Annotated in this window: 25 protein-coding genes and 2 tRNA genes; 5 read left to right on the plus strand and 22 right to left on the minus strand. The window is 50.0% G+C overall.

The features are described 5' to 3' along the window. Positions 1-45: 45 nt before the first annotated feature. Complete coding sequence (gene dinB / locus HMPREF2872_RS03665; RefSeq protein ID WP_004464167.1) at positions 46-1,104, minus strand: DNA polymerase IV; 1,059 nt, start codon at positions 1,102-1,104, stop codon at positions 46-48. Positions 1,105-1,181: 77 nt separating this feature from the next. After that, positions 1,182-2,231, minus strand: a complete 1,050-nt coding sequence (locus tag HMPREF2872_RS03670; protein WP_210398841.1) for a sulfate ABC transporter substrate-binding protein — start codon at positions 2,229-2,231, stop codon at positions 1,182-1,184. A 387-nt stretch (positions 2,232-2,618) separates the two neighbouring features. Between HMPREF2872_RS03670 and HMPREF2872_RS03675 the strand changes: the two genes are divergently transcribed. Continuing rightward, positions 2,619-3,455: a DUF4198 domain-containing protein gene (locus HMPREF2872_RS03675; protein WP_070631286.1), complete on the plus strand. Its 837-nt coding sequence runs from the start codon at positions 2,619-2,621 to the stop codon at positions 3,453-3,455. Between the two features lie 44 nt (positions 3,456-3,499). On the opposite strand, the gene HMPREF2872_RS03680 is transcribed toward HMPREF2872_RS03675, so the two are convergent. The 6 genes from HMPREF2872_RS03680 to HMPREF2872_RS03705 form a co-directional block, all read right to left on the minus strand. Then, positions 3,500-4,351 (minus strand): DUF5672 family protein, encoded by an 852-nt coding sequence (locus tag HMPREF2872_RS03680; RefSeq protein ID WP_070631290.1) that lies wholly within the window; start codon positions 4,349-4,351, stop codon positions 3,500-3,502. A 37-nt stretch (positions 4,352-4,388) separates the two neighbouring features. Further along, positions 4,389-6,989, minus strand: a complete 2,601-nt coding sequence (mutS, locus tag HMPREF2872_RS03685) for a DNA mismatch repair protein MutS (RefSeq protein ID WP_070631292.1) — start codon at positions 6,987-6,989, stop codon at positions 4,389-4,391. Positions 6,990-7,077: 88 nt separating this feature from the next. Beyond that, a complete protein-coding gene (panC, locus tag HMPREF2872_RS03690; protein ID WP_070631294.1) occupies positions 7,078-7,914 on the minus strand; it encodes a pantoate--beta-alanine ligase in 837 nt (278 codons plus the stop codon). 119 nt (positions 7,915-8,033) lie between these two features. Beyond that, complete coding sequence (gene panB, locus HMPREF2872_RS03695; protein WP_003685230.1) at positions 8,034-8,825, minus strand: 3-methyl-2-oxobutanoate hydroxymethyltransferase; 792 nt, start codon at positions 8,823-8,825, stop codon at positions 8,034-8,036. A gap of 128 nt (positions 8,826-8,953) precedes the next feature. Further along, positions 8,954-9,029 (minus strand) — tRNA-Thr (locus tag HMPREF2872_RS03700). Positions 9,030-9,065: 36 nt separating this feature from the next. Continuing rightward, a tRNA-Thr gene (locus HMPREF2872_RS03705) sits at positions 9,066-9,141 on the minus strand. A gap of 215 nt (positions 9,142-9,356) precedes the next feature. Between HMPREF2872_RS03705 and HMPREF2872_RS03710 the strand changes: the two genes are divergently transcribed. Together HMPREF2872_RS03710 and HMPREF2872_RS03715 are read left to right on the plus strand one after the other, a co-directional pair. Then, a complete protein-coding gene (locus HMPREF2872_RS03710) occupies positions 9,357-10,151 on the plus strand; it encodes a polyamine aminopropyltransferase (protein ID WP_070592056.1) in 795 nt (264 codons plus the stop codon). A 41-nt stretch (positions 10,152-10,192) separates the two neighbouring features. Further along, positions 10,193-10,831 carry an alpha/beta hydrolase gene (locus HMPREF2872_RS03715; protein WP_003747207.1) on the plus strand — a complete coding sequence of 213 codons (639 nt, stop codon included), beginning with the start codon at positions 10,193-10,195 and terminating at the stop codon, positions 10,829-10,831. 129 nt (positions 10,832-10,960) lie between these two features. Here the strand turns inward: HMPREF2872_RS03715 and HMPREF2872_RS03720 are convergent, their stop codons facing one another. Together HMPREF2872_RS03720 and folB are read right to left on the minus strand one after the other, a co-directional pair. Next, positions 10,961-11,497, minus strand: coding sequence for an NUDIX hydrolase (locus HMPREF2872_RS03720; RefSeq protein WP_070631297.1), 537 nt, complete (start codon positions 11,495-11,497; stop codon positions 10,961-10,963). Positions 11,498-11,570: 73 nt separating this feature from the next. Further along, positions 11,571-11,921 carry a dihydroneopterin aldolase gene (gene folB, locus HMPREF2872_RS03725; RefSeq protein ID WP_070631299.1) on the minus strand — a complete coding sequence of 117 codons (351 nt, stop codon included), beginning with the start codon at positions 11,919-11,921 and terminating at the stop codon, positions 11,571-11,573. A 57-nt stretch (positions 11,922-11,978) separates the two neighbouring features. Between folB and plsY the strand changes: the two genes are divergently transcribed. Beyond that, positions 11,979-12,590, plus strand: a complete 612-nt coding sequence (gene plsY / locus HMPREF2872_RS03730) for a glycerol-3-phosphate 1-O-acyltransferase PlsY (RefSeq protein WP_070631302.1) — start codon at positions 11,979-11,981, stop codon at positions 12,588-12,590. 78 nt (positions 12,591-12,668) lie between these two features. Here the strand turns inward: plsY and greB are convergent, their stop codons facing one another. The 12 genes from greB to HMPREF2872_RS03790 all read right to left on the minus strand — a co-directional run bounded on the left by greB (position 12,669) and on the right by HMPREF2872_RS03790 (position 21,899). Beyond that, on the minus strand, positions 12,669-13,160 hold the full coding sequence (greB, locus tag HMPREF2872_RS03735; RefSeq protein WP_070631304.1) for a transcription elongation factor GreB: 492 nt from the start codon (positions 13,158-13,160) through the stop codon (positions 12,669-12,671). A 74-nt stretch (positions 13,161-13,234) separates the two neighbouring features. Continuing rightward, a complete protein-coding gene (purF, locus tag HMPREF2872_RS03740; protein ID WP_070631306.1) occupies positions 13,235-14,776 on the minus strand; it encodes an amidophosphoribosyltransferase in 1,542 nt (513 codons plus the stop codon). A 152-nt stretch (positions 14,777-14,928) separates the two neighbouring features. Next, positions 14,929-15,462: a CvpA family protein gene (locus HMPREF2872_RS03745; protein ID WP_070631308.1), complete on the minus strand. Its 534-nt coding sequence runs from the start codon at positions 15,460-15,462 to the stop codon at positions 14,929-14,931. Continuing rightward, complete coding sequence (gene ftsN / locus HMPREF2872_RS03750) at positions 15,455-16,603, minus strand: cell division protein FtsN (RefSeq protein ID WP_070631310.1); 1,149 nt, start codon at positions 16,601-16,603, stop codon at positions 15,455-15,457. Before ftsN ends, HMPREF2872_RS03745 begins: the two co-directional genes overlap by 8 nt. A 13-nt stretch (positions 16,604-16,616) precedes the next feature. Then, on the minus strand, positions 16,617-17,900 hold the full coding sequence (gene folC / locus HMPREF2872_RS03755) for a bifunctional tetrahydrofolate synthase/dihydrofolate synthase (RefSeq protein WP_070631312.1): 1,284 nt from the start codon (positions 17,898-17,900) through the stop codon (positions 16,617-16,619). A gap of 38 nt (positions 17,901-17,938) precedes the next feature. After that, positions 17,939-18,391, minus strand: coding sequence for a protein YgfX (locus tag HMPREF2872_RS03760; protein WP_070631313.1), 453 nt, complete (start codon positions 18,389-18,391; stop codon positions 17,939-17,941). A gap of 4 nt (positions 18,392-18,395) precedes the next feature. Beyond that, complete coding sequence (locus HMPREF2872_RS03765; protein ID WP_003747228.1) at positions 18,396-18,755, minus strand: hypothetical protein; 360 nt, start codon at positions 18,753-18,755, stop codon at positions 18,396-18,398. A 63-nt stretch (positions 18,756-18,818) separates the two neighbouring features. Further along, complete coding sequence (locus HMPREF2872_RS03770; protein WP_070631316.1) at positions 18,819-19,547, minus strand: amino acid ABC transporter ATP-binding protein; 729 nt, start codon at positions 19,545-19,547, stop codon at positions 18,819-18,821. Continuing rightward, complete coding sequence (locus HMPREF2872_RS03775) at positions 19,547-19,870, minus strand: hypothetical protein (RefSeq protein WP_070631318.1); 324 nt, start codon at positions 19,868-19,870, stop codon at positions 19,547-19,549. Before HMPREF2872_RS03775 ends, HMPREF2872_RS03770 begins: the two co-directional genes overlap by 1 nt. Before the next feature lie 7 nt (positions 19,871-19,877). After that, positions 19,878-20,657 carry a 16S rRNA (adenine(1518)-N(6)/adenine(1519)-N(6))-dimethyltransferase RsmA gene (rsmA, locus tag HMPREF2872_RS03780; RefSeq protein ID WP_070631320.1) on the minus strand — a complete coding sequence of 260 codons (780 nt, stop codon included), beginning with the start codon at positions 20,655-20,657 and terminating at the stop codon, positions 19,878-19,880. A gap of 88 nt (positions 20,658-20,745) precedes the next feature. Continuing rightward, positions 20,746-21,345: a Maf family protein gene (locus tag HMPREF2872_RS03785; RefSeq protein ID WP_070631322.1), complete on the minus strand. Its 600-nt coding sequence runs from the start codon at positions 21,343-21,345 to the stop codon at positions 20,746-20,748. Positions 21,346-21,359: 14 nt separating this feature from the next. Then, on the minus strand, positions 21,360-21,899 hold the full coding sequence (locus HMPREF2872_RS03790; protein ID WP_070631325.1) for a gamma carbonic anhydrase family protein: 540 nt from the start codon (positions 21,897-21,899) through the stop codon (positions 21,360-21,362). Between the two features lie 238 nt (positions 21,900-22,137). Here HMPREF2872_RS03790 and HMPREF2872_RS03795 point away from each other — a divergent pair, with 238 nt between their 5' ends. After that, positions 22,138-23,016, plus strand: a complete 879-nt coding sequence (locus HMPREF2872_RS03795; RefSeq protein ID WP_070631327.1) for a DMT family transporter — start codon at positions 22,138-22,140, stop codon at positions 23,014-23,016. Positions 23,017-23,069 lie beyond the last annotated feature (53 nt).

Genomic DNA, 23,069 nt, shown 5'->3' on the forward strand with positions numbered 1-23,069 from the left:
GTCCTGCGCCCTATCTTCAAACGGAAAGCATGCTTTTCTATTTCTTTATAACCAAAGCGTCTGCTGCTGGTTTTTCGGCAGCAAATGACTCACGCCGATACCGATCAGGCGGAAGGCGTCTTCGCGTTGCGGCGGTATGCGTTGCAGCAAAGTATGCGCCGCCTGAAGCAGCGAGGCGCTGTCGGGAAGGACGGAAGAATACGTCAACGAACGCGTGATAATGCGGAAATCGTGGGTTTTGAGTTTGAGGGTAACACCTTTGGCTTCGACGTTTTTACGTTCGATTTGTCGCCAAAGATCTTCGGCAAGGTGCGGCAAATGGCTTGAAGCCTGCGCCAAAGACAAATCTTCGGGCAAGGTGATTTCGGTTGAGATTTGCAGGCGTTCTCGTTCGGCTTTGACCGGCCGCTCGTCAATACCGCGTGCCAAATCGTAAAGGCGGTAGCCGTAGCGGCCGAAATGGTTTAAAAGTTCGCCGCGCTCAAAACGGCGTAAATCGCCGGCGGTCTGCATACCGAGGGCATTCATCTTTTTCAGCGTGACTTTGCCGACACCGGGAATCTTACCCAACGGCAGGCTCTCCAAAAACGCCATAATTTTTTGCGGCGGCAGCACAAACTGCCCGTTCGGCTTGCGCCAGTCGGAAGCGATTTTGGCCAAAAACTTATTGGGTGCGATGCCTGCGGAGGCTGTCAAACCGGTTTCTTCAAAAATTTCAGCACGAATACGTTTGGCCACTTCACTGGCGTACGGGATATTTTCAAAATTTCGGGTAACATCCAAATAGGCTTCGTCCAAAGACAAAGGCTCGATCAAATCGGTATAACGCCGAAACACGGCATGAATCTGCGCCGAAACTTGGCGATATAAATCAAAATGCGGCGGCACAAACACCGCCTGCGGACACAGCCTTTTCGCCGTTGCCACCGACATGGCCGAGTGCAAACCGAATTTGCGTGCTTCATAAGAAGCGGCACAAATGACCGACCGCGTACCGTCCCACGCCACAACGACGGGCAGCCCTTTCAGGTGCGGCTGCTCGCGCAGTTCTACCGAAGCGTAGAATGCGTCCATATCGATATGGATGATTTTGCGTTGGGACATGGGAAAAGGTGGATAAGAAAAAGGCTTATTGTAACAAAAGGCCGTCTGAAGTTTCAGACGGCCTCTATGTTTAAGCCTTATTTTTTACTGGAAAGCTGGTCAAATAATCCGCCGTCGGCAAAGAATTTTTTCATAATTTCTTCCCACGATCCAAATTTCTCATTCGGATTAAACGTCTCAATTTCAGGGAAATCGGCTTTGTGTTTCGCCAATACTTCGGCATTGCGCGGACGCAGATAAAGATTGGCGGCCAACTCTTGGGCCTGTTCGCTCCAGAGGTTTTGCAGATAGGCTTCGGCAGCGGCGCGTGTTCCTTTTTTATCGACTACGCTGTCCACGACGGCAACCGGCGCTTCGGAAAGAATGGTGTAGCTTGGGTAGACAATTTCAAACTGGTCTTGGGTCAGCTTTTTGCTGACGTAGTTGGCCTCATTTTCAAAGGTAACCAAGACATCGCCGATATTGCGTTGACTGAAGGTCGTCGTCGCCGCGCGGCCGCCGTTTTCAAACACAGGTGTGTTTTTCAGCAATGCAGCCACAAAATCTTTGGTTTTGCCTTCATCGCCGTTATTCACTTTCAAACCATAACCGTACGCACCCAAAAAGGCGTAGCGGCCGTTGCCGGTGGTTTTCGGGTTGGCCAAAACGATTTGCACGCCGTCTTTGGCCAAATCGCCCCAGTCTTGGATGTGTTTCGGATTACCTTTGCGTACCAAGAAAACGACGTTGCTGGTATACGGCACGGCATTGTCCGGCAGGCGCGTGTTCCAATCGGCTTTGACCAAACCTTTTTTCACCAAAAGCTCGATATCGGAAGTCTGGTTCATGGTCACCACATCGGCAGCCAAACCATTAGCGACAGCCAGAGCCTGCTTGCTGGAGCCGCCGTGCGACTGTTGGACTTCAACCAACTGTCCGCCGTTTTTTGCGGCAAACTCTTTGACAAATAAAGGATTGTATTCTTTATAAAAATCGCGGGCGACATCGTAGGAGACGTTCAGCAATTTGACTTCTCCTCCCTTACCTCCGGCAGCTTGAGAAGCATTGTCGGCGGATTGTTCGGCTTTTGGCGAGCACGCGCTCAAAGCCAGTGCGGCGGTCAAAGCGGCAAAAGAAAGCGTACGGATATTCATGGTCGGCTCCTGTTGAAAATATGGGAGCACTTTATCGGGATTGGATGCAAACTGGAAATAATGTTTGCTTTCGCGTTTATCAGTTTTGGTTATATACAATCCGTGCGGAAGTCGGGAAAAAATGCCCACACAGATAAGCATTACGATAAATTATATATACATCAATCAGATAAAGATTAAAGCAGCTATTTATACAAGATAAACATACGTTGCAAACAGCATGACCCAATACGTCAGGCCGTCTGAAAATCCAATATAAATAATTATTTATAATTAAAAAATCTAATCCTTTTTATTTACAAAAAATGCAAATAAGAGTAATGTTTCTACTCGCCAAAATACAAGGCCTTTCATTCAACAACAAAATGGAGTGTAGAAACTATGAAACAATGGATGCTTTTAGGATTGCTGGGATTGGGCGCAGTGGCGCAGGCGCACGATGTTTGGGTGGCCGCACCGACACATCAGCCTGCCAGCCAAATCCTGCATGCGGATTTGGGTTACAGCCATGACTTCCCCAATGTCGAAAAAATCGCCGACGACCGCGTGCATATTTTCAAACCGCTGCAATTGACCGGCAGCTCAAAGAAAACCGTTGATTTGGTAAATAAAGGCGAAAACTATCAATACGTTTCTAAAGCCGCTTTGCCTGAAGGTTCTTACTGGGTCAGCGCAACCTACAAACCGACTTTCTGGTCGAAAAACCAAGACGGCTGGAAACAGCAAACCTTGAAACAGCTGGCCGGCGCAACCTATTGCGAACAGGCGCAAATGTTCGGCAAAAGCTTTGTCCAAGTGGGCAACGGCGCAGTTGATGAAGCTGTATTGACCCGCCCTATCGGCCAAGAGCTGGAACTGGTTCCGCTGAAAAATCCGAACGAAGTCAAAGCGGGCGGTATTTTGCCGGTCAAAGTCCTGTACAAAGGCGAGCCTTTGGTTAAAGCCACCGTTACCGCCAGCTCGGACACTTTGGCCGAAATGGACTTGGAATCGACCCACGACCACCGCGAGCCTCAAGGCTTCTCCGGCAAAACCGATAAAAACGGCGTGGTCAATGTGATTACGTTGATTGACGGCTTGTGGAAAATCAAAGTGGTGAACGAGACCGATTACAGCGATAAAAGCGTATGCCAGCAGGACAAAGCTTATGCAACGCTGATCGTACCTGTCGGCACCAAACGCGCGGCTGCACGCCATGCCCTCCATCATCAACACTAACAGCCATTAACAAAAGGCCGTCTGAACTTTCAGACGGCCTTAATTTATTCCCATTCATAACCCAAATTTCTAAAAAAACGGGAGTATGTTTCCAATTTATCCTCATTCAATTGGGCAAACCGGACACGGTTGCAGCCGATCAAGACCACATTGCCCATCCAGTGCGCCCCAAAGACGCGCTCTAAAGGGACATTCCTCATTTGATTGATAAACGGTACTTCTGAAGAAAATTGCGTAGCAATATTCGGAGGCGCAAATTTCAAACCCAAGTCCTGCAATCTATAACGGTGTTGCGCCGTCAAAAACATATCTTCGTGGTGCAGCCGTACCAGCCATTCCATATCGGCAATTTTTTCGTCTTTCGGCGGCAAAGGCGGTCGAATTTCTACATTTAAGCCCAGTTGTCGCGGCATGGTTAAAAGCCGTCTGCTACGCAGGCTGAAACCGCCGTTCTGCGGCTCGTCAAAATTTGGAGAAGTCTGAATCAGATGTTGTTTGGCCAAATATTGGTCGGTTCCCTTCAGGAAAAACTGCCCGTCGGCTTCGGTTTCCAACAAAATCGGCAAAGGTGCGCCGATATAGTCATATTCCCGATAGGCATCCTGCCAGTTTTGACCGTTCAACACCCAACCGTCATTTTGAACAATCAAACAATAATCAGTATCGATGTAATACATCAGTTGGTACAAAACAAACAGATTGTATTCCAGATAACCGAATTTCCGGCAAGGCTGATGTCGGATATTTTCCGGCAAACCTTGAGGACAGCTCGGGCTGATCAGCAATCCACGGCTGCCGGGCAATTCGGCACAGCTACGGATAATGGCATACATCGTGCCCTCGGTATAAGAATCTGCGCCGGTAATACCAACCACGGTAATGTCAGTAAAACTCATTAATATATTTCCCTGTTTCAGACGGCCTTTGAGTTATTTACGACGCCTTATTGCAAATATCTTTCAAGCGATACAAGGCATCCAAGGCTTCGCGCGGCGTGAGGTTGTCGGGCTGAATTTGCGCCAACGCTTCAGCCAATTCATTGTTCTGCAAATTATCAACAGGCTCAATTTCTTGTTCTTTCCCTTCCTCTTCAGCCCCATTTTCAGACGACATGGCACTGAAAATATCCAACTGCGGACGGTTGGCGGCGGCTTGGTTTTCCAAATCGTTTAAATGCTTTTGAGCCGCTTTCAAAGCGCGGTTGGGCAGACCTGCGAGTTTGGCGACGGCGATGCCGTAGCTTTTTCTGGCGGGACCGGGTTCGATGTGGTGGAGGAAGACGATGTCTTGTCCTTGTTCGAGCGCGGAGAGGTGCATGTTGACTGCCGTTGCGTGGGCTTCGGGCAGTTTGGTCAGTTCGAAATAGTGGGTGGCGAAGAGGCTGAAGGATTTGTTTTTTTGCAGCAGGTGTTCGGCGATGGCGTGCGCGAGGGCGAGGCCGTCGAAGGTGGAGGTGCCGCGTCCGACTTCGTCCATGAGGACGAGGGATTGGTCGGTGGCATGGTGGAGGATGTAGGCGGTTTCGCTCATTTCGACCATGAAGGTGGAGCGGTTGGAGGCGAGGTCGTCGGAGGCGCCGATGCGGGTGAAGATTTGGTCGATGGGGCCGATTTGGGCGGCATCGGCGGGGACGAAGCTGCCGGTGTGCGCCATGAGGACGATGTGGGCGACTTGGCGCATGTAGGTGGATTTGCCGCCCATGTTGGGGCCGGTCAGGAGCATGAGGCGGTGTTTGTGGTCGAGGCGGGTGTGGTTGGCGGTGAAGTGGCGCACTTGCTGCTCGACGACGGGATGGCGGCCGTTTTCGATATGGATGACGGGGTAGTCGGCGAACTCGGGGCAGACGAAGCCGCGTTCGGCGGCGGTGGCGGCGAAGGTGGAGAGTACGTCCAGTGCGGCGGCGGCTTTGGCGGCTTTTTGAAGCTGGGGAAGGGTCGTCTGAATGTCTTTGAGGAGGGCTTCAAACAGGCGTTTTTCCAATGCCAATGCCTGCTCTTGCGCGGTCAGGACTTTGTCTTCGAAGGTTTTGAGTTCGGGGGTGATGAAGCGTTCGGCGTTTTTCAGGGTCTGGCGGCGTTGGTAGTCGGCGGGGGCTTGTTCGGCTTGAACTTTGGATAGCTCGATGTAGAAGCCGTGGACGCGGTTGAACTCGACTTTGAGGGTGGAGAGGCCGGTGCGTTCGCGTTCGCGCGCTTCGAGGTCGAGCAAGAATTCGTCGCCGTGGTTTTGGATGTGGCGCAACTCGTCGAGTTCTGCGGAATAGCCTTGATTGATGACGCCGCCGTCTTTGAGCCAGACGGCGGGTTCGGGCATCACGGCGGCTTTGAGGGTTTCGGCGACGAGCAGGGTTTCGGGGAAAACGGCTTTGAGCGTTTCCAACAGGCTGCTGCCTGAAGCGGACAATTCGATTTCGGACAGGGCAAACAGGCTGTCGCGCAGGGCGGCGAGGTCGCGCGGGCGGGCGTTGCCGACGGCGATGCGGGCGGCGATGCGTTCGATGTCTGCGATGTTTTTCAGACGGCCTTGCAGGGCTTCGTATTGTGAACCCAACGCGGCAACGGCTTCTTGGCGGGCGCGGATGTGGGCGCGGCTGCGTAAGGGGTGGTGCAGCCAGAGTGCCAACAGGCGGCTGCCCATGTGGGTGGCGCAACCGTCGAGTATGGAAAACAGAGTCGGCGATTTTTTGCCAGAGAGGGTTTGCGTGATTTCGAGATTGCGGCGCGTGGCGGCGTCCATGCCGATATATTGGCTGTCTGTTTCGAGCGAAATGCCGTCTAAGTGTTGCGGCATCAGGTTTTGCGTCAGGCGGATGTAGTTCAACAGCGCGCCCGCCGCACCGACGGCGGCTTCGTGTTCTTTGCCGTCCAAACCGAAGCCGTGCAGGTCTTGGCAGCCGAAGTATTCGGTCAACAATTTCGCGCCCGCGTCGGCGGCAAACTGCCATGAGTTCAGGCGCGTGATGTTGGCAGAGGTCGTCTGAAAACCATTAGGCAGGCTTTTGCCTTCGGGCAACAGGATTTCCGCCGCCTGCAAACGCGCCAGCTCGTCGGCGAGTTTGTCCGCCGTCGTCAGCTTGGTTTTAAATTCGCCGCTTTGCAAAGAAGCCCACGCGATGGCGACGTGTTTTTTATCCGCGTTCACCGCCGCGATACGGTTGGTTTCCTTGTCTTCCAAAAACGCCGCGTCGGTCAGTGTGCCGGGCGTAACGATGCGCACGACTTTGCGCTCCACCGGCCCTTTGCCCGCGCCGACTTCGCCCACCTGCTCGCACACCGCCACGCTTTTGCCCATCTTCACCAGCCGCGCCAGATACTGCTCCGCCGCGTGAAACGGCACGCCCGCCATCTTAATCGGCACGCCGTCCATCTGCCCGCGCGTGGTCAGGGTGATGTCCAACAGCTTCGCCGCTTCCACCGCGTCATCCAAAAACAGCTCGTAAAAATCGCCCATGCGGTAAAACACCAGCTTGTCGGCGTGTTGCGATTTGATGGCGAGATACTGCTGCATCATCGGGGAGACGGTGGGTTTAGACATGGAAAAACCTTAGAAACGCAAAAGCGTTATTGTAACAAAAGGCCGTCTGAAAAACAGGTTTCAGACGGCCTTTAACAGCAGCTTGGTTTTAAGCCAAAGCCACTTCCAAATTATCAATCAGGCGCGTTGTACCCAAACGGGCGGCGGCAAGCACCACCAATTCTTTATCGCCAACATGAGCCACTGCCAAGCTGTGTGCATGGCGGATTTCAACGTAATCAACCACCCAGCCGGCATCGGTCAAACGGCGGATACATTCGGCTTCAAGCTGGGCGTAATCCAGATTGCCGTTTTTCAGGGCAGCGGCAATATTTTGCAACTCTTGGTAGAGGCGCGGTGCTTCTGCGCGTTCTGCTTCGCTCAAATATTGGTTGCGGCTGGAAAGTGCCAGGCCGTCTGAAGCGCGGCCGGTGTCGACAGGAACAATGTCGATATTGAAGTTCAAATCTTCAACAAAGCCTTTGATAATCGCCAGCTGCTGATAATCTTTTTTGCCGAAACAGGCAGTATCGGGTTGAACAATGTTGAACAACTTGGTTACAACGGTCGCCACGCCGCGGAAATGGCCCGGGCGGAATTTGCCGCACAATTCATTTTGCAGGTGCGGAGGCTCGACATTGAAACGCTGTTCCACATTCGGATACAGCTCTCTTTCATCAGGCGCGAACACGACGGCAACGCCCTCGCCTACCAATTTGTCGGCATCTTGCTGCAAAGTGCGCGGATATTTGTCGAAATCTTCGCCTTGTCCGAATTGCAGGCGGTTGACAAAAATACTGACCACAACGTTATCGGCACGTTTTTTTGCTTCGCGCACCAGCGCAAGATGGCCTTCGTGCAGATTGCCCATGGTCGGTACAAATGCCACTTTTCCGGCAGTTTTACGCCACTCGCGCAATTCTTTAATCGTATGAATGATTTGCATGGTTTGAAAAATCCTTTATCTTTTCCGCCGTTTCATCAACGGAAATCACGCGCCGATTATACGCTTTTATTCATCAAAAAGGCCGTCTGAAATAAGTTTCAGACGGCCTGGTTTTTATTTTATCCGGCAAACGTATGTTCGACAGATGGGAACGTTTTTGCTTTGACTTCGTCCACATAAGCTTTGACCGCGGCTTGAACGCTGTCTTTGCCCTGCATAAAGTTCTTCACGAATTTGGCGGTTTTACCGGGGAAAATGCCGAGCATATCATGCATCACCAAAACCTGACCGTCGCAATCCACGCCTGCTCCAATACCGATGGTTGGGCAAGAAACTGTCTCGGTCACTTTTTTCGCCAACTCTGCAGGAACGCATTCCATCAATACGATTGCCGCACCTGCCACATCATGCGCTTTGGCGTCGTTGAGCAACGCTTCTGCCTTGTCGCCGCGGCCTTGAACTTTATAGCCACCGAATGCAAACACGGATTGCGGGGTCAGGCCGATGTGGGCGCAAACAGGGATACCGCGCATTTGCAAAAATTCAGTGGTCTCCGCCATCCAGACACCGCCTTCGAGCTTGACCATATGCGCGCCGGCCGCCATCAACTCTGCCGCTGCCGCAAATGCCTGCTCTTTGCTCTGCTGATACGCGCCAAACGGCAAGTCGCTGACAATCATGGCATTTTTAGTACCGCGAGCCACACATTCAGTGTGGTAGCACATATCCTGCAAGCTCACCGGCAAAGTGGACTGACGACCTTGCACCGCCATACCTAAAGAATCGCCTACCAGCAATACATCCACGCCGGCATTGTCCATCAGCGCGGCAAAGCTGGATTCATAAGCGGTCAGCATGGCGATTTTTTCGCCCTCTGCTTTCATTTTTTGCAAAGTGTTTACGGTAATCATGGTGTTTTGTGTGTTCCGCCCGACGGGCAGCCCTTTGTTGTAATGGAAACGCGGTATTATAAGGTCTGCTTTTAAAATATCAAAGCATAAGCAAAAAGCCCGACTGCTTTCACAATCGGGCTTTTAATTGGTGCCGGCACCAAGAGTCGAACTCGGGACCCCCTGATTACAAGTCAGGTGCTCTACCAACTGAGCTATACCGGCTTACTGAAATGCCTTGCAGCACCATCAGTCTTTAACTGGTGCCGGCACCAAGAGTCGAACTCGGGACCCCCTGATTACAAGTCAGGTGCTCTACCAACTGAGCTATACCGGCAAGGAAGTCGGCATTATGCCGATAAGTTCCCATTTTGGCAAGCATTTTAAAACAGAGTTACTCACGAAATTATAAAAACCAATGATTTTAAAGAAAATTAAATACATACCTTATCTTTCCATCCAACATACTCAAAGGCCGTCTGAAAACCACCTCAGCGCAAAACATTATGGTTTCTGTTAAAATAACGCCTTTTACACCTTTCGTCTGCACCCATGCCACCCCGCCATCCTTACCGCCGCCTGCGCCCAGCCAAATCCCATCTGCCCGAAGTCGGTATTTCCGAAGAAGGCAATATCCGTTCCCTGCACTTGGGCAGCGACACCATTCAAAGCTCCATGAATGTCGATCATCCGTCCGAGCTGGTGTTGTCGTACAGTCGCGCCATGATGGGTTGGCTGCTGTTTGCAGAAACCCCGCCCAAACACATCACCCAAATCGGCTTGGGCGGCGGCTCGTTTGCCCGTTGGATAGACAGCTATCTGCCCCACACCAAGCAAACCGCCGTGGACATCAATCCTCAAGTCATTGCCGTGGCGCGCAGCCTGTTTGAATTGCCGCACGAAGGCGAAAATTTTGAAATTATCGAGGCAGATGGTGCGGAATATATTAAAGTGTTCCGCCACAATACCGATGTAATTTTGGTAGATGGTTTTGACGGTGAACAGATTATCGATGCTTTGGTAGAAGAACCCTTCTTCCAAGACTGCCGCAACGCCCTCTCTCCAGACGGCGTATTTGTCACCAACTGGTGGAGTGGCGACCAGCGTTATCAACGCTTTGTCGAACGCCTGCTCAACGTCTTTGACGGCCGCGTACTCGAATTGCCTGCCGAAAGCCACGGCAACGTTGCGGTCATGGCGTTCCAAAGCAGCCCCAAAGAACAAAATCTCGACAACCTGAAAAAACGCGCCGAAAAATTAAGCGAAAAATACGGCTTGGACTTCAAACGGATGCTTGCTGATTTGAAAGCCAACAATCAAAACAACGGCAAGAATTTTTATCTGTAAAACGCTTCAGGCCGCCTGAAAAAACAAACAAGGACACACCCATGCTCAAACCTGACATCATTCAAATCCCCGGCCCGGCCGGTTTGCTGGAAACCATCTACCTACCAAGCACACAAGAATCCGCCCGCGGCGTTGCCGTCATCAACCACCCCAATCCCCTGCAAGGCGGCACCAACACCAACAAAGTCATCCAAACCGCCGCCAAAGCCCTCAGCCAACTCGGTTTCCATTGCTACCTGCCCAATTTGCGCGGCGTAGGCAATAGCGAAGGCGAACACGACTACGGCCGTGGCGAAACGCAAGACTGTATTGCCGTTATAGACTACGCCCGCGCTCAACATCCTGACGCACCGCAATTCGTCCTGGCCGGTTTCTCATTCGGCGGCTACGTTTCCACCTTTGCCGCACAAGCGCGCACGCCTGATTTGCTGTTGCTGATGGGCGCCGCCGTCCATCACTACACCGATCGCCCAGAACCATCCAACGTTCCCGACGTCGCCAAAACATTGATGATTCATGGCGCGGAAGACGAAGTCGTCGAAATCAACAAAGCCCTGACCTGGGCAGAACCACAAGGCCTGCCTGTTGTCACCATTGCTGGCTCGTCCCACTTCTTCCATGGCAAACTTATCGTTTTGCGCGATACGATCACACGGTTTGCACCAGCTTTATTAGGTTGAAATCCGGCTACACAATCAAACAAGGCCGTCTGAAAGTTTTTTCAGACGGCCTTGTTTGTATGAAAACCTTATTATCAAATATCAGGCTCAAGTATTCAGAAATCTATCAAGGATTTTCTACTTAACATATCAATTCTGGGTCAACCAATACTGCAAACCAATCAAAGTTTTACCATCTTTGATTTCATCGTTTGCCAATGCTTTGCGCACCTCGTCCTTGCTCATCAGGACGGTTTCTGTAATTTCATCCTCATCGTTGCTTAACTCACTGCCCAAACGCACGCCTTGCGCTTGGTAGAGATACATTTTTTCATCACAAAAACCGACTGCAGTATAAAAGGTGTACAACAGTTTGACACTGTCGGCGACATATGGCGTTTCTTCCGCCAACTCACGCAAAGCGCATTCGGCAGGATCTTCGTCCGCCACATCCAATTTACCCGCCGGCAATTCCAACGTCGCCTGATCGGCGGCATAACGCCATTGGCGTACCAAAACAACTTTACCGTCTTCCGTTTCCGCCAATACACACGCAGCACCCGGATGACGGATCACAACCCGTTGGCTTTCGTTGCCGTTAGGCAGGCGCACCCGATCGCGGCTGATGGTAACAAAAGAACCTTCGTAGATTAGCTCACTGCTTAATTTAGTTTCTTTCAAATCCATTTTTTACCTCATTTCCATATTATTAAATATTAAAGGCCGTCTGAAATCCTTTTTCAGACGGCATAGATAAGCCCTATTCCCGAGCACGTTCAATTTCAATACCGACCTGCGCCACATCGGGCAAGATACCCGGTTTCACAATACGGATGCGCACTTTAGTCGCACCAAAATCATTTAAAATCAATTGGGCGATATGTTCCGCCAAAGTTTCCAACAGTAAAAAATCCTGTTCGGCAAGGCTGCGGCGTACGACTTCGCATACTTCGCCATAATGAATGGTGTCGCCGATATCATCGCTCGTACCGGCACGCTCAGGAACGCTGATTTCCAAATCCAAAATCAAAGTCTGTTTACGCTCGCGTTCCCAATCATATACGCCGATTAAAGTATCGGCCTTCATGCCGTACAAAAAGATTTTATCCATTTGCCTGTCCGTTTTTTTGATAGAATAACCGTTCCCATTGTAAGTAAAGCACCCAAAATGTTCAATGTACTCGCCATTATTGCCGCCTATCTTATCGGCTCCCTGTCTTTTGCCGTCATCGTATCAAAATATTACGGCATGGACGATCCGCGCACTTACGGTTCCGGCAACCCCGGTGCCACCAACGTCTTGCGCAGCGGTAAGAAAAAAGCAGCCGCACTGACCCTGCTCGGCGATGCAGTAAAAGGCTTGGTTGCCGTCATCTTGGCACGCTGTCTGCAAGATGCTTTAAATTTGTCAGATGCAACGATAGCCCTGGTCGCCATTGCCGCATTGGTCGGCCATATGTGGCCAATATTTTTCAATTTTAAAGGCGGCAAAGGCGTAGCCACCGCATTGGGCGTCTTACTCGCCCTCTCTCCTGCAACCGCCCTACTCTGCGCCTTGATTTGGCTGGTCATGGCATTCGGTTTCAAAGTCTCCTCACTCGCCGCACTGGTCGCCACCGTCTGCGCACCCATCTTCGCCTTCTTCATGATGCCGCACGCCTCTTGGGCATGGGCAACCGTATTCATTGCCGCATTGGTGTTGTACCGCCATAAAAGCAATATTAAAAACCTGATTCAAGGCAAAGAAAGCAAAATCGGAGATAAAGCCGGAAAATCTTAAAAACGTAGATACAATCAATAAAAGGCCGTCTGAAAGTATATTTTTCAGACGGCCTTTATAGTTTTTATTCACGCATAATCAGTCAATCTTAATATATTCCACCGACAGAATCTCTATAACCTCACGTCCCTCCGGTGTATCCAAGACAACTTCATCGCCTTCGCGCGCTTTAATCAGGCTGCGCGCCAAAGGGGAAATCCATGAAATTTTGTTTTTAGCGGTATCAATTTCATCTACGCCGACGATTTTGACGGTTTGTTCACGACCGTTTCCGCGCAATAAGCCAACGGTGGCACTGAAAAAAATCTGGTCCGTGGCTTCACGCGCTTCAGGGTCGACGACGACGGCTGCCTCCAAGCGCTTGGTTAGGAAGCGGATACGGCGGTCGATTTCGCGCATACGGCGTTTGCCGTAAAGATAGTCGCCATTCTCGCTGCGGTCGCCATTGCTTGCCGCCCAGTTAACGATTTGGACGATTTCCGGGCGTTCTTTGTTGACCAGATGATAAAGTTCGTCTTTCAGTGCCTGCCAACCGGTAGGTGTGATGTAATTTTTGGTTTCGGTACTCATGATGTGTCTAAAACATAATTAAAGGCCGTCTGAACGTTAATTTTCAGACGGCCTTTATTGTAAGTCAATTTACTTTATTCTTCATCATCACTATCGCTGATACTGATGCTGTGTTCCATTTTGCTTGGATGTACTTTCAAACCGCCACAACCTGATTTTTCGGTAGAGAGACGGTTTAGATACGCTTCGTCGATATCGCCGGTTTGATAGACACCATTAAAGCATGAAGAATCAAAGGATTCGATTTTTGGATTGAGTGCTTTGACTACTGCTTCCAAGTCTTCTAAGTTTTGGAAGACGATGCCATCCGCGCCAATCTCGACTGCGATTTCTGCCGCGCTGCGGCCGTTTGCAATCAGTTCTTCACGGGTCGGCATATCGATACCGTACACATTCGGATAGCGCACTTCGGGAGCAGCGGAAGCAATGTAGACTTTGCGCGCACCTGCCGCGCGTACCATTTCAACGATTTCACGGCTGGTCGTACCGCGCACAATGGAGTCGTCCACCAACAAAACGCTTTTGCCGTTAAACTCGGTTTCCATCGGACTGAGTTTTTGGCGTACTGATTTTTTACGCGTTGCTTGTCCGGGCATAATAAAGGTGCGGCCGATATAGCGGTTTTTAATCAGACCTTCGCGATATGGTTTTTCGAGATGAACGGCAAGTTCCATCGCGCTGGGTCGGCTGGTATCAGGAATCGGCATCACGACATCGATATCGTCGACGGGCAACTCGCGTTTGATTTTTTCCGCCAAAGAAACGCCCATATCCAGACGCGCCTGATAGATGGATACGCCGTCGATGACGGAGTCGGGACGCGCGAAATAGACGTATTCAAAGAGACAAGGGCTGAGTTTGACTTTATCACTGCATTGACGCGACACGATTGAACCGTCAAAGCTGACAAACACTGCCTCACCCGGTTGGATATCACGTTCCAAATCATAGGCGAGCGCGTTGAAAGCAACTGATTCAGAGGCAACGGCATACGATTTTTTACCGGATTCATCGGTTTGCGAACCCAATACTAATGGACGGATACCGTGAGGATCTCGGAAGGCAACCATGCCATATCCGGCAATCATGGCTACGACACCGTATGCGCCGCGCACTATGCGGTGTACTTCGGAAACGGCGTTGAAAATATTGTCGATAGTAAGTTGATAAGGGGCTTTTTTAGAGACTTCGCGGCGTAATTCGTGCGCGAATACATTGAGTAGAACTTCAGAATCGGAGCTGGTATTAACGTGGCGCAGGTGTTTGTTGCATACGTTTTCATACAGCTCTTCGGTATTGGTCAGATTACCGTTATGTGCCAAAACAATGCCGAATGGGGAGCTGACATAAAACGGCTGGGCTTCTGCACTGCTGCCCGCATTGCCTGCAGTCGGATAGCGGACATGTGCAATGCCGGCATTACCGATCAAGTCGCGCATATTGCGGGTACGGAACACTTCGCGCACCATGCCTTTGCCCTTGTGCATATGAAATATATTGCCTTCGGCAGTAACAATACCTGCTGCGTCCTGACCACGGTGTTGCAACATCTGCAAACCATCATACAACATCTGATTGACCGGCTCATGACTAACCAAACCTAATACACCACACATATCGTGCTTCTCCGAGTTTGAAGATTAAATGGGTAAGCTGTCATTATAAAATAATTTAGATGAGTTTGCTCGAATTGTTGACAATATGATGCTAAATTTACGCAAATAAAAACGGACTCAGACGACCCATAGGCCGTCTGAATCCGTCAAACTCAATCATCCAATTCTTCAACTTCAGCTGCTTTACCCGAAAGATGCGGCATTGCGGTATCTTTTCCAGGCAAATAAGGCATCGCAGCATCGGCAAGTGATTCAAAATACGGAATTGTGTACGAACTTTGCCACTCTTCCGTTTTCGGCAAATCAGTGTGTGAAAAAACCATCACTGCCAGCGTCACCAAAATCACACCTTTCACTGCACCGAATACGCCGCCAAGCAAACGGTTAATGCTTCCCAAACCAACGGCAGACATCAAACTGCTTAACAGCGATCGTGCCAGTTTCTGCAACAGCCATGCCAGAAAAAACACAGCGGCAAAACCCATGGCAACCGCCAAAGAATGCGGCTCAACCGATTTAAAGACCACATCGGCAAACGGCACGGCGAGCGTTCTGGCTGCAATAAACGACACCACCCACGCCACCATCGCCCCTGCTTCGGCAATAATACCCCGTGTCAACGAGATAACGATGCAGATGACGATGACGGCGGCCGCCAACAAATCGGCAACAGGCAGATTACTCACTGGTCACCTGACCGGCAATGCCATGTACACGCAATTTGTTCAAATCGCGCTCTGCATCGCGTGCATTTTTATAACTGGCTGATTTCACGCGATACACCTTACCTTTATCGGTCATGACCTCAGTAATGGTCGAATCGATACCTGCGGCTTTCATTTTACGTTGCAGGCTTTGCGCGCGTTCTTTTTCAGCATAACCAGCCTGAATAGCGGCTTTTTTCGCAGGCTTGGCTTCTGCTGTTTCTTTTTCAGCTTTAGGTTTGGCTTTTTCAGACGGCTTCTCGGCAGTTTTTACCTTATCGGCTTTTTCTGCTTTGGCCGTTTCTGGTTTAGCCTTTTCATTTTTTGGTTTTTCAACTTTGGCTTCTGCTTTCTTAGCAGGCTCGGCCTTATCTTTTACGCTGTCTTTGCTGTTTTTGGCAGATTTACGCTCGGCAATGGCTTTCTCTGCTTTTTCCAATTGTGCCAATTTATTGCGTTCGGCAGCGGCTTCACGCTCTGCTTTCTCAGCACGCGCTTGAAGTGCGCGTTTTTTAGCTGCCAATGCGTTTTCTTTCTCAGCAGCTTCCTGTTGGGCTTGTGTCTTACGGGCCGCAGCGGCACGTTGTTCAGCCTGACGTTGGCGGCGTTCTTCGGCTCGGCGCTCCGCAGCTTCACGCTTGGCAGCCTCGACGCGTTGAATACGTTCGGACTCTTCCAAGCCTTTAATATTACCGTCATCCAAAGTATCGTTGACCAAAACCAACGGCTCGCCAACATCTTCGGGAGCAGATTCACGGCTTGGCTTCAATACTTCAACCGGCGCATTATCTTCTTCGTCGCCTGCATTTTGCGGTTTATTTGATGCTTCGGCATCCGCATGGCGGGCAGCCTCCTCAGCAGCAGCGACATCTTCTTTATTCGGCTCTAAAACAACCGCCTTGCTCGGCTCATCAGCCGTTTTGACTTGGCTCTGACCGACAGGCGCTTCTTTAAACGGTGAATTTTTATCGTCGCCGGAAGTCAGCGCCAGACCGAACAGCATACCCGATGCCACCACCAAGCCAGAGGCCAAGACCAAGCGACGGCGGTTGCGACGTTTCAGTCGTTCGTAACCGTCTAAATCGTATCCGTTTGGAGTTTCTTTTTGTTTATTGTCGGACATGATAATTTCCTCGTTAGTGTTCTTTCAAAACAGCCATTACATCGGCAACAGTATGGAATGAGCCGAAAACAACGATTCTATCATTTTCGGTTGCTTTAGCCAAAGCAGCGCGGTAGGCTGCAGCGACAGTTTCAAAAACATTTACATTATCGATGCCGTGTTCAGCCAGTTTAGCCTGCAAAGCCTCCACCGTCATGCCGCGCGGCACATCTAAAGGCGCGATATTCCACTCGTCAAACTGGTCTTTAACGATTTCCAGCACGCCATCAATATCTTTATCGGACAACATACTGAATACGGCGGTACGTTTTTGGGCAAAGGCAAGGTTAATCAGGCTGCGGCGCAAAGCACGGGCTGCGTGCGGATTGTGGCCGACATCCAAAACTACCAGCGGACGACCGGGCAAAACTTGGAAACGTCCAGGATTCTCAACCAACAGCAAACCGCGTTTAATCGCGCCGATATCAACCGGCAATTGTTCGTTCAAACATTCCAGCACCGTCAATGCACACGCGGCATTAGACAACTGATAGGCACCGCGCAAAGCAGGAAACGGCAAGGAATTGCGGTTACGGCTTTGGCCGTCTGAAGATTGCGGATGAAAGCGGTAGTTCCACTGTACGCTTTCCATTGATGCAAAATCAAAATCTCGCTGAACCATCAACAATTTTGCGCCAATTTCTTCTGCGTGTTTGACCAATGATTCAGGAGCAGGATTCTGACCGCACACGGCAGGTTTGCCGCTACGGAACACTCCGGCTTTCTCAAAACCGACCTGCTCAACAGTATCACCCAAAAATGCCTGATGATCCAAATCCACGCTGGTAACAACCGAGCAGTCGCCATCGAATACGTTCACAGCATCCAATCGTCCGCCCAAACCGACTTCCAAAATCATTACGTCCACATTTTCATGCATGAAAATATCGACGGCCGCCAAAGCATTAAACTCAAAATACGTCAGAGAAATTTCGCCGCGTGCCGCTTCGATGCGCTCAAATGAGGAAACAATCAGGTCGTCTGAAACCGGCTGAGTGTTGATGGCGATTCGTTCGTTGTAACGCAGAAGATGAGGACTGGTCAGCGTACCGACTTTAAAACCGGCTTCTTTATAAATATGCGACAAATAGGCGCATACGGAGCCTTTGCCATTGGTACCCGCCACCACGACGACAGGACATTGCGGCACCAAATTCATGCGTTTTTTCACTTCTCCCACACGTTCCAAACCCATATCGATAAGGCCGGAACTATGGGCAGTCTCCAAATGAGAAAGCCAGTCTTGTAATGTTTTCATTGTATTTATCGCTTCAAAAGGCCGTCTGAAACAGCCGTTTAATCCATATCTGCCGCAAGTTCTGCTTTGTCTTCTTTTTCACGGTACCAGCGTGCCCACACTTTCAGACGGCGGTAGGCATCACGGCCAGCCATATCGGGCAAGATGCAGTGTTTGACTATTTTTCCGTCAACATTCCATTGTAAAAACAAAGCATAAACCGTCAACATACTGCTGTCTTGCAAAACCGCGCTTCTTTCCTCTTCCTCGCCATTCAAGTAAACCGTCGCACGGTATTGGCGATCGATGATAATTTTTCTGACCGCATTTTGAGTGTGAAAATTAACGTTGCGCCAAGCATAGGCAAAACTGCCGGCCAACGCCGCCAAACCCAGCCACATCATCCAGCCGTAAAACTCGGCAAGGCATAAGGCCAACGCCGAAAGGTGTAAGAAGACAATCAGAATTTTCAAAGAACGCGAGGGCTTTAAGGCCGTCTGAAAACTTCGCACGGCTTTACATCATATTGTCGAAAACAGGCGTAATGTTCAATTCCGCCTCTTCCATATCCAAAACCATATCGTGGATTTCAGTATCGAAAAATTCCCAAAAAGCCTTCAAGCTCATGTCTTGCGGCCATTTGCTTTTATCGATGTCCCAGCCTGCCAATTCAGCTTCAAAAATCTGCTGGTAGCGTTCGTCAAAATAAGAAATGACGGATTCGGGTTCGTCAAATTGCGGCACAAGAAATACGGAGCAGTTGGTGCGCAGTTGCTCGACGGTCAGGTCGGGCATATTTTCATCGGCGGATTTCAGCCATTCCAAAAAACGGGCGGTCGGCTTCAGCACAACAGCAGTACGGTCAACAAAATACATTATTTTCAACTTTCAAAATCATTCAAACCGATCATGCCGTCTGAAATTTCAGACGGCCCGAGTTTAATGTGTCATCACCTGTTGCAGGAATTGTTTGGCACGCTCGTGTTTCGGATTGGTAAAAAATTCTTCCGGCGTTTCATCTTCCAGAATCTGGCCTTTATCGACAAAAATCACACGGTCGGCGACTTCGTGCGCAAAACCCATCTCATGGGTCACACACATCATGGTCATGCCGCTTTCCGCCAAGTCTTTCATCACTTTCAATACCTCGCCGACCATTTCAGGGTCAAGCGCGGAAGTCGGCTCGTCAAACAACATCACGCGCGGCTCCATCGCCAAACCGCGTGCAATCGCCACACGCTGCTGCTGACCGCCGGAAAGCTGACCGGGCAGCGCGTCTTTTTTATGTGCCAAGCCGACGCGTTCCAAAAGCTCCATCGCTTTCTTTTCCGCCTCTTCACGGCTTTGGTTTTTCACTTTCATCGGAGAAAGAATGATATTTTCCAAGACAGTCAAATGCGGATACAGATTGAACCCTTGGAACACAAAGCCCACTTCTTCGCGCACTTTGTTCAAATCGGTTTTCGGATCGGCAACATTGATGCCGTCCACCCAAATCTCGCCGCTTTCAATGCGCTCGAGTTGGTTTACCGTACGAATCAGCGTAGATTTACCACTGCCTGAAGGGCCGCATACAACGACCACTTCACCTTGTTTGACTTCCAGATTCACGCCGTTGATAACGTGCAAATCTTTAAAATGTTTGTGTACATTTTTGAATTTAATCATTATTTATTTCCAAACTGCCAAAATTTTCGGGGCTTGAGTTGCTCTTGCCGCTGCCAAAGCAAAGGAATGACAGTTTCCAGCCAAAAGCGGCAACTGACTACGCCGCCAGAGATTCCGCCTTGATTGTACCGATTGACTTTAAATTGCTCTTCCCTATCGAGACGATGCCCGGTCAATACCCAAACTGCGCCGATAATTGCTGCCTCAAAACGGTGCCGTTCCGGCGGCATATCCTTACCGGAAAAATACTGCGCCAACTTGCACCACAAATATGAATCACCCAGAACCTCCCATTGAATAGGAGGTTGCTTAAAAATTGCCATCACTGTTTCAGACGATTTTTTGAACCAGATAATTGCTCAATTCCACATATTTCTCAGCGGCGATGTGTTCTGCCCTGTCCTGCGGATTGATGCCGACTGCCTGCAAATCATCATCGCCGGCAAGTTCCTTCAAATTATTGCGTATGGTTTTGCGGCGTTGATGGAAAGCCAGTTTCACCAGTTTGGCAAAATGTTCAAAATTTTCTGCTTTACCGATACGGTGTTTCACCGGAATCATGCGCACCACGGCCGAATCCACTTTCGGCGCAGGATCAAAGGACTCGGGTGGTACTTCAATCAACATTTCCATATCGAAGAAATATTGTAGCATCACGCCCAGACGGCCATAGTCGTTGGTTTTCGGCTGCGCCACCATGCGTTCGACCACTTCTTTCTGCAGCATAAAGTGCATATCGATCACATCGTCTGCCACTTCGCTCAATCGAAACAAAAGCGGCGTGGAAATATTGTACGGCAGGTTGCCGACAATTTTTTTCTTGCCTTCAATGCTGCTGAAATCAAACTGCAAGACATCGCCTTCGTGTATCACCAATTTATCTGCAAACGGCAAGGTTTTCAGACGGCGTACGATGTCGCGGTCGATTTCGCAAACATGCAGGCAGTTGAGTTTTTTCGCCAGAGGCTCGGTAATGGCGGCCAAGCCTGGGCCGATTTCAATCACGATATCATCGGGCTGCGGTCTGACCGCGTTGACAATATCGCTAATAATCCGCGTATCCTGCAAAAAATTCTGCCCGAAGCGTTTCCGGGCCTTATGTTCTTTCATATCTTTCTTCAAGCAAGCTGTTTAAGGCAGTATTGTAACTGAAACAGGCGTTTTTGTCGGCACGCTTTCAGACGGCATTTGCCTAATTTTAAGCAAACGGCGGCGCTTCCAAACCCAAAGATTTCAGTAGTTGCGCGGTCTCATAAACCGGCAAACCCATCACGCCGGTAAAACTGCCCTGCAAATGCTCGACAAATACGCCTCCCAAGCCCTGAATCCCATACGCACCGGCTTTATCCATCGGCTCACCGCTGGCAACATAGGCTGCAATCTCCTCAGCCGTCAACGTTTTAAAGCGCACTTCACTCGCCTGCACCACATCATGGCGCACGCCTTGCCAGTAAACGCATACAGCCGTCAGCACTTGATGCGTCCGTCCAGACAAGCGTTCCAGCATATCGACAGCATCCGCCTCGAATTCCGGTTTACCCAAAATAGCCGCACCATCCGCCACCGTCGTATCCGCCGTCAATACAGCAAACTCAGGCTCTTGATTATGAGCAGTAAACCATTGAGCCACCGCCGCCTCATTTTTCTCGCAGGCCATACGGCGCACATACTCTACTGCAGCTTCGCCTTCTTTAGGGGTTTCATCAATATCCGCAGGAAGGCGGCGTACTGTGAAACCCAAATTTTCCAAAATCTCACGACGGCGCGGACTGCCCGAAGCCAGATAAATTGCGTTCATTGTATTGATTTTCCTTATTTTGAAATTTTATGCTGGCCGGACAGGTGGACATAATGCGCAGAGGAATACGTCAAAAATTCCTTTTCCTCATCAGTCAGCGGACGCACTTGTTTCACAGGCGAGCCAACGTATAAAAAACCACTTTCCAAACGTTTGCGCGGCGGTACCAAACTGCCCGCGCCTATCATCACATCATCTTCGACAACCGTATCGTCCAAAATAATCGAGCCCATGCCCACCAACACACGACTCCCAATTCGGCAGCCATGCAGCATGACCTTATGCCCAATCGTCACATCATCGCCGATAATCAAAGGCGAACCGTCAGGCTTCGCCGCATTCTTATGCGACACATGCAAAACGCTGCCGTCCTGCACATTACTGCGCTTGCCGATAGAAATGCTGTTCACATCGCCGCGCAATACGGCATAAGGCCAAATCGATACATCTTCCGCCAGCGACACTTCGCCAATCACTACCGAAGTCTCATCTACAAAACAAGACTCATCAACCGACGGCACATAATCCAAAAACGCACGAATAGGGTTTGCCATTTCCAATAATCCTTTTCTCAAAACCAAAACTGATCAGGCCGTCTGAAAACACGGCGTAAAACGATTTTATACTACAACAATACGAAATCAAGCTAGAAAATCATCAAAAGGCCGTCTGAAACAGTTTTCAGACGGCCTTTCATCATAAACCCTTTACCTTGGCTTACCAATATTTATCATTAGCGTTCTATCTACCTTTTATGGAATAATCGTCTTCATTTCATTCTTGGAGAAGCCGATGGACACACGTTCGGGAAATTATGCAGCGCCCCTGCTAGTCGTCGGCTGCGTCGTCTTTGGCTTGGGCAGTTTGATCGTCAAATTTGTCGATGTCGGCTCTTACGCCATCGCATTCTGGCGCTTGCTGATCGCCGCCCCTATATTCTTCCTGCTCGGGCGTTTTTTCAAACAAAAAATGCCCACGAAAAGAAAAACGGTTGGCTACGCAATCTTATCCGGCGTTTTCCTCGCATTCGACCTCGCTCTGTGGCACGAAAGCATTCACGCCGTAGGCCCCGGCATTTCCACCTTGCTCAACAGCCTGCAGATTTTCTTTTTAGCCGCCATAGGCTTCTTCTTTTATTCGGAACGTTTAAGCACCCTGCAAATTTTAAGTTTGATATTGGCCACCATAGGCGTCGCCTTAATCGGCAGTCCAGAGTTCAGCCATAACAACAATGCTGCATGGGGATTTATCAGCGGCGTAGTGTCCGGTGCCATGCTGGCCCTGTCTATGGTCTTTGTACGCAAAACCCATGAGCAGGAAAAAGTCGGTTTGTTTCCTCTGATGATGATTTTAAGCTTCGGCGGCGCAATGGCGCTGGTCATCCCATCTCTACTATTCGATGCCGCCCATCTATACCCCAAAACTTTAAACGATGTGATTCTAGTCTCCATCTACGGCATCGTCATGCAATGCTTTGCTTGGGCATTAATTGCTTACGCCATCCCGCTTTTATCCTTGTCACTGACCGGCCTGCTACTGCTCTCCGAACCAGTCGCCGCCATGTTGATCGATTATTTCTGGCTGGATAAACCGATTAATACCGTCCAATGGAGCGGCGCCACTTTGACTTTATTGGCGATTTATTTAGGTTCGTTAAAAGACAAAAAATAGATACAAAAAGGCCGTCTGAAAAATTGAACTGGCCCCCAAATCTTGGACACTCA

Source organism: Neisseria sp. HMSC069H12, from assembly GCF_001812735.1.
Classification (GTDB): domain Bacteria; phylum Pseudomonadota; class Gammaproteobacteria; order Burkholderiales; family Neisseriaceae; genus Neisseria; species Neisseria subflava.